Raw genomic sequence first — 9860 nt, forward strand, 5'->3', positions numbered from 1 at the left:
GACCAGCACCGCGCAGGCCCGCTTCCTCGGCGCCGTCCGGCTCCCCGGCGACCTCGACCGGTCGGGAACTGGTGGGCGGGGGTGAGCAGGGCCGTCCGGACGTCCTGACGGTGCGCCAACCCGCCGAGCCGGGCGCCGTGTTCGTCGACCGGAAGGGGCACGGTGGCGACCCCGGCGGCGGCCAGCAGCCCGCGGTGGAACCCCAGCCCGTACGCCTCGACGGCCAGCGGCCCGGTCGCCTCGGGCGGCAGGGCGGGCGCCCCGCCGGCGAACAGCAGCCGCAGCGCGTGGGCGAAGCCCGAGCAGACCACGATCCGGCCCGGGTCGGTGCGCACTCCGCGGACGCGGGCCAGGTAGTCGGCGAGGGCGGTGCGCAGTTCGGGCCGTCCCTGCGGATCGCCGGGCCCGAAGGCCTCGTTGGGCGCCGCGGTCAGCGCCCGGCGGGCGGCGGCCAGCCAGGCGGTGCGCGGGAAGGACGCGGCGTCCGGCTGGCCCTGGCGCAGGTCGTGGACGGGCCCCGGCCGCAGGGAGGGTCGAGGGGACGGGCTCGGCGGGACGGGCTCGGCGCGCTCGGCGACGGCGGTGCCGGAGCCCTGACGGGCGGTCAGCCAGCCCTCCGCGACGAGTTCGGCGTACGCCTCGGCGGCGGTGTTGCGGGCCAGCCCGAGGTCGGCGGCGAGCGCGCGGTACGGCGGCAGCCGGGTGCCGGGGGCGAGTCGGCCGCTGCGGATCGCCTCGCGCAGGGCCGCCATCAGCGCGGCACGGCGGCCCCCGACGGCGGGGAGGTCGATGTGTAGGTCGCTGCCGGTCGGGTGGGCGGGCCCGGTGGGGTGCGCGCCCGGCGTTTCCGTCATGGTCACGCACCCTACCCGCCGCCGCCCGGCCCCCTGCCGGGCGGCCCGGCCCGCGCTACGGCACCACGGTGACCGGCCAGCGGCCCGCCTTCACCAGGCGGACGGCGACCGAGCCGATCACCCGGTGCCCGGCCTGCTCGGAGGCGCCGACCACGACGGCGTCGGCGCGCAGTTCGTCCGCGAGCTTGGCCAGCCCCGTATAGGGGTCGCCGCGCATGGTGAGGAAGCGCCATTCCACCCGCCACACCTCCTTCACGTGGTGCTCGGCCTCGCGCAGGGCGGACAGCAGCTCGTCCGCGATCTCCTGGGTGGTCTCCTCCACCGCCGCCCCGGCCAGGGCGGTGGCCGCACCCAGGATCGGCTGGACGTAGGCGACCGCGAGGGTGGCGCCCTGCCGGCGGGCCAGCCCGGCGGCGTAGGCGGTGGCGCGCCAGGAGGAGTCGGAGCCGTCCAGCCCCGCCAGGATCACCTTGGGCCCGTCCGTCCCCAGTTCGAAGCCCGCGGGGGCCGCTGCCACCCCGGGCTCCTCGGCGCCGCCGACGGCCTCCACGTCCTCTGCATCGCTCTCGTTGCTCATGGCCCCGAGGCTATGCCCGCCACCGTGCGTGAGCGGAGGGGGCCCTCCCGGTGAGGGTTGTGGCGCGGGCCACCCGGGGCGCCGGACGGTGCGGCGATTTCGACACCGGGGGCTGGCGGGCCGTCACGCGCTGTCGACGATGTGGGCGGGCTCACAGGGCATGCGGCGTGACGCAGGCCACTTCACCGGGTGGTTTGATCTTGCAAATGGTGGCAAATCGGGCCAAATCATGTCATTTCCTTGATCCTTACGACCGGTAACAGCCCCCTGACGTGCCTAAACCTCCAAATCCTTGAAACCGCCTCAATCGCCCCCGTACCTTCGAACTCGTTGCACCAAGCACTCCGCTCCGGTCGGCCTCACCGCCCCGGAACCGGAACGGTGCCGGACCAGGCGAGCAACGTGTCCCCCGAAACCAACGGCCTTCCGAGGGCCTGGTTCCGCACGCTCGCAGCCCCCTCCGAAAGGACCCGCATGACTTTCCGTAACGAGACTGCCGCTGCCACCACCACTGCCACCCCGAAGCGCCGCAACCGCGTCCGGATGGCTCTGATGGCCGGGGCGATCACCGCCCTGCCGGTCGCCGGCCTCGTCACGGCCACCAGCGCCTCCGCCGCGCCGGCCACGGTCTGGGACAAGGTCGCCTCCTGCGAGGCCACCGGCAACTGGGCCGTCAACTCCGGCAACGGCTTCTTCGGCGGCCTGCAGTTCACCTCCAGCACCTGGGCCGCCTTCGGCGGCACCGCGTACGCCCCGCAGGCCCACCAGGCCACCAAGGACCAGCAGATCGCCATCGGCGAGAAGGTCCTCGCCGCCCAGGGCCCCGGCGCCTGGCCGATCTGCTCCGTCAAGGCCGGTCTGGGCAAGTAGTCCCCACCCCTCGGCCCACCTGTCCAGGGCCCCCGACGCCGCCGCACCCTCCCCGGGTGCGGCGGCGTCGTCGCGTTCCCGCCCGCCGCGGCCGACCACACGCCCGCGCAGCGCCGCACGGTGCCCGTTCCGCTCGTGCACGGGCTTCCCCGGGGGCCCCGGCCGGGCCCCGGCGCGTACCGAGGTGGCGACGTTCCGGCCGCGAGCCGGTCACGAACCGATCCGGCGCGCCGCACGGCAGGTACGGTCGGCTCGCCGGGACCGTAGGCGAATTCCACCGGGGGGATCATGCGCCGCACCTGGACCCTGCTCGTGCTCGTGGCCTCGCTCGGGCTGGCCGCCTGCGATCCGCACACCGATCCCGGCCGCACGCTGCCGCCGGACGACCGGCCCGGCTACGCGATCCCCGCACCCAGCCCGCCCCACCCGCCGATGCCCGAGCTGCGCGGCCAGACCGTCCTGGCGGCACGGGCGCTGCTGCCCCTCTGGTACCCGGTCAGCGTGCGGGACGCCGATCCGCGGGGGCGGGTCGTGGTGGTGCAGTGGGAGTGGCAGGTGTGCGGGCAGAGCCCGGCGGCCGGCGAGGTGCTGACCGGGCAGGTGATCGGCCTGACCGCGATGCGCGTCGAGGAACCCTGCCCGTAGCGCAGGCCTGACGGCCCCCAGGCCCTACGGCGTGCCCGGCCGGGGCGGGAGCGGCAGCGGGAGAGCAGGCAGGCCGTCGATGCTGGTGCCGACGTACTGCTTGCCCTCGCAGTAGGTGTTGAACTCCTCCTCGTCCTTGCGGCCGAAGTACTGCGCGTGCAGCTCGCGGTCGGCGCGGTAGTCCATCAGCGGGACGGCGAACCCGCAGGAGTCGCTGACCCGTTCGGCCCGCACCAGCACGATCGCCCGCAGCCCCGAGCCGTCGACGGCCGGGTCGAAGCGGCCCAACAGCCCGGCGAAGCGCGGGTCGTCGCGGAACACCGGCTCGCCCCGGCCGTGCACCCGCACCACGGTCGGCGGGCCGTCGAAGGCGCACCACATCAGCGTGATCCGGCCGTTCTCCCGCAGGTGGGCGATCGTCTCGGCGGTGGATCCGCCGAAGTCCAGGTAGGCGAGGGTGAGTTCGTCGATCACCACGAGCGTGCCGGAGCGGCCCTTGGGCGAGACGTTGACGTGCCCGTCGGCCGAGACGGGCGCGGTCGCGACGAAGTAGACCGGCTGCCGTTCGATGAACGCCCGCAGCCTGCCGTTGATGCTCTCATACTGCTTTCCCATGCCCATCAGTGTGCGCGCATCTCGCCTGGCAAGAAAGCATGATCCACTGAACGAGACGGCCGCTCCACCGGGGGCACCCGCAGGACGGCCGAACTCGGCGGCCCCGGTGCGCATTTGTCCAGGACGCCCGCTCCGCTGCGGCACGCGCCCCACCGGCCGCCGATACTGGAAACGTGACGACGGAAGCCCCCGAGACGTCCGCAGCCGCAGCCGACGAGGCCGCAGACACAGCCGCAGACACCGACGCCGGCCTGATCGACGAAGCCGTCCGCGCCCGGCCCGCGCCCGCGCTGCGCCCGTACGTGGCCTGGTACTCCGGATACCGCCAGCGCGGCATCCCGCCCGCCCTGCACCGCGGCCTGCCGTCCCCGTACCTGACGTTCATCCTCACCCTGGACGAGCCGCTGGTGATCGCCGGGCACCCCGACCCGGCGCAGCCGCCCGGCAGCTACCCGACGCTGCTCGGCGGCCTGCACACCGGCCCGGCGCTGATCACCCACGACGGCCGGCAGTCCGGCGTGCAGATCGCCGTGCACCCGCTGGCCGCCCGGGCGCTGTTCGGCCTGCCCGCCGGCGAGTTGGCCGGGATCGACCTCCCGGCGGAGGAGGTGCTGGGGCGGCTCGGCCCGCGCCTCCAGGAGCAGTTGCAGTCCGCGCGCACCTGGTCCGAGCGCTTCGCCGTGCTGGACGGGACGCTGCTGCGAACCGCCCGTCCGTCCGGGCGGGTGCCGCCGGAGGTCGGCTGGGCCTGGCGGGCGCTGCGGCGCAGCAACGGCGCCCTGCCGGTGGCGGCGCTGGCCCGGGAGACCGGCTGGAGCGCCCGGCACCTCCAGGAGCGGTTCCGCCGGGAGACCGGTCTGACGCCGAAGGCCGCCGCCCGGGTGATCCGCTTCGACCGGGCCCGCCATCTGCTGGCCGCCTCGCCGCCGCCCCGGCTCGGCGACCTGGCCGTCCGCTGCGGGTACTTCGACCAGGCGCACCTGGCCCGGGAGTTCCGTGCCCTGGCCGGGGCGGCGCCGAGCGTATGGCTGGCGGCGGAGGGGCCGGAGGAGGCGAAGTTCCGAAACGTCCAAGGCGCGGCGGCTGCGGCGGCCGCAGAGTGGGAGGCGTAAGCAACCCGAGCCCCCCGGAGGAGACAGCCATGGACGGCACCGCCCCCGCCCCGCAGGTCTGGCCCAGCCTGCGCGCCACCGACGCCCGGGCCCTGATCCGCTTCCTGGTCGACGCCTTCGGCTTCCAGGAGGTCGTCGCCTACGGTGAGGGCGGGTTCGTCGCCCACGCCGAACTGGCCTGGCCGGAGGGCGGCGGCGTGATGCTCGGCTCCGACCGGGAGACGCCCGAGGGCGGCGCGCCCTGCCCGGGCCGGCCGGGCGGTTTCACCGCGTACGTGGTCACCGCGGACCCGGACGCCGTGCACGACCGCGCCGTCGCCGCCGGGGCCCGGATCACCACCGCGCTCACCGAGACGGACTACGGCTCGCGCGACTTCGCCGCCGCCGACCCGGAGGGCAACCAGTGGTACTTCGGCACCTACCCGGGCGCGCCCCGGCCCGCCGCCCCCGCGCGGGGCTGAGCGCCCCCGCCGCCGACGCCGGTGGACCGGCTGCGCCCCCGCCGCCGTCCGGGCAGACTGGCTGCGGGGCCACGCACAGGCCCGCCCAGGCTCCGGAGAGCACCCATGCCGCAGCTCACGGTGGACGGGCGCACCCTCGCGCTCTCCCACCTCGACAAGGTGTACTACCCGCGCACCGGCACCCTCAAGGGCGAGGTGCTGCGCTACTACGCCGCCGTGCACGGTGCCCTGCTGCCCCACCTGCGCGACCGCCCGGTCTCCTTCCTGCGCTGCCCGGACGGCGTGGAGGCCGAGGTGTTCATCGCCAAGAACCCGCCGGCCGGCACCCCGCGCTGGGTGCGCACCGTCGAGGTACCGAGCAGCGGCGGTGGCCTGCGCCAGGTGGTCCTCGACGACGGCGCCGCACTGCTCTGGGCCGCCAACCTGGGCTGTCTGGAACTGCACGTCCCGCAGTGGCACGCGGCCGCACCCGGGCTCGCCGACCGCCTCGTCCTGGACCTCGACCCCGGCGCGGGCGCGTCCGTCCTCACCTGCCGCACCGTCGCCGTCCTGCTGCGCGAGCGGCTCGCGGCGGACGGCCTGGCGGCCTGGGTGAAGACCTCCGGCTCCAAGGGCCTGCACCTGCTGGTCCCGATCGAGCCCACCCCCAGCGCCCGGGTCTCGGCGTACGCGAAGGCGCTCGCCGCCGCCCTGGAGGGCGACCGCCCGGAGCTGGTGGTGCACACCATGGCGAAGGCCCGGCGGGCCGGCCGGGTGCTGGTCGACTGGTCGCAGAACAACGCCAGGAAGACCACCGCCGCGCCGTACACCCTCCGGGCCCGGCCGCTGCCGACGGTCTCCACCCCGCTGTCCTGGGCCGAGCTGGAGCGCGCCGGCACGGCGGACGACCTGGTGTTCACCCTCGCCGAGGTGCCGGAGCGCCTCGCCGCCCACGGCGACCTGTTCGCCCCGCTGCTGGACCCGGAGCGGGCCCGACCGCTCCCGGCCGGCCCGGCGACCCGGCAGGAGCAGACCCGCCAGGTGCTCCACCCGCCCGTCGAGGTGATGCGCCCCGCCGCCGTCACCGCCGTCCCGCCCGCCGACGGCCTGGGCGGCGCGGGCGTGCAGTACGAGCTGAAGCTGGACGGCTTCCGCTGCGTCGCCTTCGCCCGCGGCGCCCGCCCGCCCGTCCTGCAGTCCCGCACCGGCCGCGACCTCGCCCCCGAGTTCCCGCCGATCGCCGCCGCCGTCGCCCGGCTGCCCGAAGGGCTGGTGCTGGACGCCGAACTCGTCGCCTGGCGGGCCGGCCGGTTCGCCTTCGGGGAACTGCTGCGCACCCGCCGGGCCCGGGCCGCCGCCCCGGACGTCGTCCTCGGCCTGATCGCCTTCGACCTGCTCGCCCTGCCGGGCCGCGACCTGCGCCGGCTGCCGCTCACCGACCGCCGCCGGCTGCTGCTCGCCGCCCTGGCCGACGTCCCGCCGCCGATCCAGCCGGTCCTGGCCACCACCGACCGGGCGGAGGCGCTGGACTGGATGACCCGCCTCGCCGACACCGGCGTCGAGGGCCTGGTCTGCAAGGCCGCCGGCTCCCCCTACCGCCCGCGCGGCGCCGGCCGCGCCTGGGTCAAGTACCGCCGCAGCGACACCCTCGACGCCACCGTCCGCGCCTTCACCGGTCCGGCCTCCCGTCCGCACGCCCTCGTCCTCGAACTCGACGACGGCCGGGTGCTCCTCAGCACCCCCCGGCTCACCCCGGTCCAGGCCCGCGAGGTCGCCGAGGCCGCCGCTCCCCTCGCCGGCCCGCCCGTCACCGACCCCGAGCACGGCCCGGTCCACCCCCTCACCGGCCCGCTGCGCGCCGAACTGACCCTCACCGGCCGCCCGCCCGCCGCCGCCTTCGTCCGGCTGCGCGGCGACTGACCGCCCCCCTGCGCACCTCGGGCCTCGGGCCTCGGGCCTCGGCTGACCCGGAACTCCCCAGGGCGGGACGCGGGTTCACCCCTTCCGGCGCTTCGCCGCGTGGACGAACTCGGTGACCAGGGTGTCGTTGAAGACCGGCAGGTCGGCGGGTCGGCGGCTGGTGACGAGGGGGCCGGGGCCGGCGCGGCAGACGTGCACCTCCTCGTCCACCCAGTGGGCGCCGGCGTTGCGCAGGTCGGTGCGCAGGCTCGGCCAGGAGGTGAGGGTGCGGCCGCGGACGGCGTCCGCCTCGATCAGGGTCCAGGCGGCGTGGCAGATCGCGGCGACCGGGCGGCCGGAGGCGCAGTAGGCGCGGACGAAGACCACCGCGGCCTCGTCCAGCCGCAGCGCGTCGGGGCTCGCGACGCCGCCGGGCAGGACCAGGCCGTCGAAGGCGGACGGCCGCGCCTCGGCGACGAGGACGTCGACGGCGAAGGTGTCGCCCGGGGCTCGATGCCGGACGGCCTGGACGCGGCCGGGCCCGGTGGACAGCAACCGCGGGGTGCCGCCGGACTCGGCCACCGCCTGCCACGGCGAGGTCAGCTCGACCTGCTCCGCCCCGTACGGCGCGACCAGGAAGGCGATCGTCCGGCCGGTGAGCGTGGTGGACGGCCAGCCCATGGCTCAGCGCCGGTGCGGGTCGCAGGCAGAACCCAGATGGACGACGGCGGGCGGGGTGGGGCTGAGCCGGGCGCGCGGGCAGTCCAGGTGGACGGTCAGTTCGAGGTGGTCGATCCGCGACACCAGGCCGACCGGGACGGACAGCCGGGTGCCCGCCACCCAGGGCCCGGCGTCGATCAGCAGGTGGTCCCCGGTGTCCTGTTCGACCCGGCCGAGCGGGCCGTCGGTCGCCTGCACCTCGTACCCGGTCAGGCTCAGGTCGGCGGCGTGGTGGGGGCCCGGACGGTACTCCCACAGGTCGGTGGTCATCATGCCTCCGGTTGGTCCCAGGGGCGGCGTTCGCGGCGCTCGTCCCGGTCGGGGGGTGCGGCCCGGCGTTCGCCCCGGTCCCGGCCCGCAGTCCGGTCCCGGCCCTCGCCTCGGCCCGCGGCCCGGCGGCGCAGCAGCGCCGAGGTGGCGATCGCCGCCGCCACCGAGGCCGCCCACACCACCCCGAGGGCGGTCAGCACCGCGGTGGTCGGGGTCCGCACGCCGATGCTGAGGCAGATCGCGGACATCACCAGAGCGGTCAGCACCACCCCGGCGGACAGGCGGCGCCCGACGCCGCGCAACACGCGCCGGGCCCGGCTCGGCGGCTTGGCGCCCATCGTGCTCAACTTCCGGTCGAGGCGCGTGTCCTGGCGCAGATCGGACTCGATCTCCTCAAGGAGCCGTCGCTCCCATCCGCTCAACGCGGGTCCGTCCATCTCGGTCACCTCCGACACTTCCGGTGACGTGCTCGCACCCGGGCGGTTGCCCGGTACGGGCAGGCGCTAACCGCTCAGGGGGCCGCCGGTTACGGCGTGTGGTGCGGCGCCGGCGGCGGCGCCCACGGGGCCGAAGGCCCGGGGACGGGCCAGCAGGCTGTCGTCCAGGACGCACAGCAGGGCGTCGGCGTCGCGGTGGACCTCGACCGCGCCCGCCGCCCGCAGCTCGGGGCCGGCGTCCGCACCGGCAGCCAGGGCGACGCACGGCACCCCGGCCCGCCGCGCCGCCAGCACCTCGCGCACGCTGCCGGCCACCGCCACGGCGTGCGACGGCGTGCCGCCGACCAGTTCCAGCGCGGCCCGCACCGGGTCACGCCCGGGGGCGGTCACGGTCAGGGCCGGTGCCCCGCCCGGCCCGGGCCCGGTCAGCACGACCGTCCAGCCCCGGGCGGCGCACTCCCGCAGCAGTTCGGCGGAACCGGCCGGCGCAGGGCGCCAATCGGTACCGAAGAGAGCCGCCGAGATCACCGTCATGGCCGACCGTTTCCCTTCCCGGGCCACGCACCGTACGCGCCCTTCCAGGTTAGGCCGCTCCCCCGCCGTGCGCGCAGCCTGCGGCCCACCGGTTTACCGGCACCGGGAGGACCCGCGCGGCGGCCGGTCGGCGAGCCTGCCTACCCGGCGTCCGGGTCGGTGGCGAGGCGGGCGTGGAGGTGTTCGTCGACGTAGTCGCCGTCGCCGTAGCGGTAGGAGGCCCGGGTGGTGCCCTCGTGGCGGAAGCCGCCGCGGACGGCGACGCGGCAGGAGGCCTCGTTGCCGACTCCGTGCCAGAGCTCGATGCGGCGGGCGCCGGCGGTGGCGACGGCCCAGCGGGTGACGGCGGTGGCGGCGCGGGTGGCGATGCCCCGGCCGCGGGCGGTGGGGAGCAGCCAGTAGCCGACCGTGGCGATGCCGTCCGACTGGTTGGTCCAGCCCAGGAAGGCGTTGCCGTGGAGGGTCCCGTCGAGGGCGTCGGTGATCGCGAAGGCGGCCGCGCGCCCCTCGGCCCAGCCGGTGTCGCAGCGGTCGAGGTAGGCCTCGGCGCCGGCCGGGTCGGCGATCCGCAGCGGGTTCCAGCGGGCGATCTCCGGGTCGGCCGCGGCCGCCATCAGGGCGGGGACGGTGCCGCCGGGCAGGTCGAGGGCCCTGCCCCAGGGGCGCAGCGCGAAGTCGCCCAGGTCGAGGGTGGCGGGCCGCAGGACGCGCCGCTCGGCGGAGGTATCGGTGGTGCTCATCCGGCCTTCCTATCCCGCCCGCTCCGGTGCCCGCCAGCGAATTTCCCCGGCCGGGAATCCGCCCCCGCCGCCCGGTGACGTCCGGTGAGCGGGACGGGGGGCGGCGGGGGCGGGCGGGGGCGGGCGGGGGGGGGGGGGGGGAGGACC

At 76.6% G+C, this 9860-nt stretch carries 13 protein-coding genes and 1 pseudogene; 6 read left to right on the plus strand and 8 right to left on the minus strand.

What is annotated here, in order from left to right:
• Positions 1–854, minus strand: an 854-nt coding sequence (locus ACFV61_RS23955) for an aminotransferase class I/II-fold pyridoxal phosphate-dependent enzyme (protein ID WP_380493781.1), incomplete at its 3' end; no start/stop codon positions are given.
• 55 nt (positions 855–909) lie between these two features.
• Entirely contained in the window at positions 910–1431 is a 522-nt protein-coding gene (locus tag ACFV61_RS23960; RefSeq protein ID WP_363377458.1) for a universal stress protein, read from the minus strand.
• Positions 1432–1905: 474 nt separating this feature from the next.
• Here ACFV61_RS23960 and ACFV61_RS23965 point away from each other — a divergent pair, with 474 nt between their 5' ends.
• Positions 1906–2301 (plus strand): transglycosylase family protein, encoded by a 396-nt coding sequence (locus ACFV61_RS23965; protein WP_063350615.1) that lies wholly within the window; start codon positions 1906–1908, stop codon positions 2299–2301.
• A 288-nt stretch (positions 2302–2589) separates the two neighbouring features.
• Entirely contained in the window at positions 2590–2946 is a 357-nt protein-coding gene (locus ACFV61_RS23970) for a hypothetical protein (RefSeq protein ID WP_363377459.1), read from the plus strand.
• A 24-nt stretch (positions 2947–2970) separates the two neighbouring features.
• On the opposite strand, the gene ACFV61_RS23975 is transcribed toward ACFV61_RS23970, so the two are convergent.
• Positions 2971–3561: a pyridoxamine 5'-phosphate oxidase family protein gene (locus ACFV61_RS23975; RefSeq protein ID WP_380493783.1), complete on the minus strand. Its 591-nt coding sequence runs from the start codon at positions 3559–3561 to the stop codon at positions 2971–2973.
• 173 nt (positions 3562–3734) lie between these two features.
• Here ACFV61_RS23975 and ACFV61_RS23980 point away from each other — a divergent pair, with 173 nt between their 5' ends.
• The 4 genes and pseudogenes from ACFV61_RS23980 (at position 3735) to ACFV61_RS23995 (ending at position 7033) form a co-directional block, all read left to right on the plus strand.
• Complete coding sequence (locus ACFV61_RS23980; protein ID WP_380493785.1) at positions 3735–4673, plus strand: helix-turn-helix domain-containing protein; 939 nt, start codon at positions 3735–3737, stop codon at positions 4671–4673.
• Positions 4674–4702: 29 nt separating this feature from the next.
• Positions 4703–5134, plus strand: coding sequence for a VOC family protein (locus ACFV61_RS23985; protein WP_363377462.1), 432 nt, complete (start codon positions 4703–4705; stop codon positions 5132–5134).
• Positions 5135–5239: 105 nt separating this feature from the next.
• Positions 5240–6118, plus strand: a pseudogene (ligD, locus tag ACFV61_RS23990) (non-homologous end-joining DNA ligase); the annotation flags it as partial.
• Positions 6119–6178: 60 nt separating this feature from the next.
• Positions 6179–7033: a DNA ligase gene (locus ACFV61_RS23995; RefSeq protein WP_380377090.1), complete on the plus strand. Its 855-nt coding sequence runs from the start codon at positions 6179–6181 to the stop codon at positions 7031–7033.
• A gap of 75 nt (positions 7034–7108) precedes the next feature.
• Here ACFV61_RS23995 and ACFV61_RS24000 read toward each other — a convergent pair whose 3' ends face one another.
• The 5 genes from ACFV61_RS24000 to ACFV61_RS24020 form a co-directional block, all read right to left on the minus strand.
• Positions 7109–7693 carry a type 1 glutamine amidotransferase domain-containing protein gene (locus ACFV61_RS24000; protein ID WP_380377041.1) on the minus strand — a complete coding sequence of 195 codons (585 nt, stop codon included), beginning with the start codon at positions 7691–7693 and terminating at the stop codon, positions 7109–7111.
• Positions 7694–7696: 3 nt separating this feature from the next.
• On the minus strand, positions 7697–8002 hold the full coding sequence (locus ACFV61_RS24005) for a PRC-barrel domain containing protein (protein ID WP_380493787.1): 306 nt from the start codon (positions 8000–8002) through the stop codon (positions 7697–7699).
• On the minus strand, positions 8002–8439 hold the full coding sequence (locus ACFV61_RS24010) for a hypothetical protein (protein WP_380493789.1): 438 nt from the start codon (positions 8437–8439) through the stop codon (positions 8002–8004). Before ACFV61_RS24010 ends, ACFV61_RS24005 begins: the two co-directional genes overlap by 1 nt.
• A gap of 66 nt (positions 8440–8505) precedes the next feature.
• Positions 8506–8973, minus strand: a complete 468-nt coding sequence (locus ACFV61_RS24015; RefSeq protein ID WP_380493791.1) for an HAD family hydrolase — start codon at positions 8971–8973, stop codon at positions 8506–8508.
• A 140-nt stretch (positions 8974–9113) separates the two neighbouring features.
• Entirely contained in the window at positions 9114–9713 is a 600-nt protein-coding gene (locus ACFV61_RS24020; protein ID WP_380493793.1) for a GNAT family N-acetyltransferase, read from the minus strand.
• Positions 9714–9860: the final 147 nt, after the last annotated feature.

The organism is Kitasatospora sp. NPDC059817 (assembly GCF_042731835.1).
Classification (GTDB): domain Bacteria; phylum Actinomycetota; class Actinomycetes; order Streptomycetales; family Streptomycetaceae; genus Kitasatospora.

Bases quoted from the DNA above. Each gene is read 5' to 3' on its own strand.
- ACFV61_RS23995 (WP_380377090.1), top strand. From the start codon at position 6,179: ATGCGCCCCGCCGCCGTCACCGCCGTCCCGCCCGCCGACGGCCTGGGC.
- ACFV61_RS24010 (WP_380493789.1), bottom strand. From the start codon at position 8,439: ATGGACGGACCCGCGTTGAGCGGATGGGAGCGACGGCTCCTTGAGGAG.
- ACFV61_RS24020 (WP_380493793.1), bottom strand. From the start codon at position 9,713: ATGAGCACCACCGATACCTCCGCCGAGCGGCGCGTCCTGCGGCCCGCC.
- ACFV61_RS24000 (WP_380377041.1), bottom strand. From the start codon at position 7,693: ATGGGCTGGCCGTCCACCACGCTCACCGGCCGGACGATCGCCTTCCTG.
- ACFV61_RS23985 (WP_363377462.1), top strand. From the start codon at position 4,703: ATGGACGGCACCGCCCCCGCCCCGCAGGTCTGGCCCAGCCTGCGCGCC.
- ACFV61_RS24015 (WP_380493791.1), bottom strand. From the start codon at position 8,973: ATGACGGTGATCTCGGCGGCTCTCTTCGGTACCGATTGGCGCCCTGCG.
- ACFV61_RS24005 (WP_380493787.1), bottom strand. From the start codon at position 8,002: ATGACCACCGACCTGTGGGAGTACCGTCCGGGCCCCCACCACGCCGCC.
- ACFV61_RS23965 (WP_063350615.1), top strand. From the start codon at position 1,906: ATGACTTTCCGTAACGAGACTGCCGCTGCCACCACCACTGCCACCCCG.
- ACFV61_RS23975 (WP_380493783.1), bottom strand. From the start codon at position 3,561: ATGGGAAAGCAGTATGAGAGCATCAACGGCAGGCTGCGGGCGTTCATC.
- ACFV61_RS23970 (WP_363377459.1), top strand. From the start codon at position 2,590: ATGCGCCGCACCTGGACCCTGCTCGTGCTCGTGGCCTCGCTCGGGCTG.
- ACFV61_RS23960 (WP_363377458.1), bottom strand. From the start codon at position 1,431: ATGAGCAACGAGAGCGATGCAGAGGACGTGGAGGCCGTCGGCGGCGCC.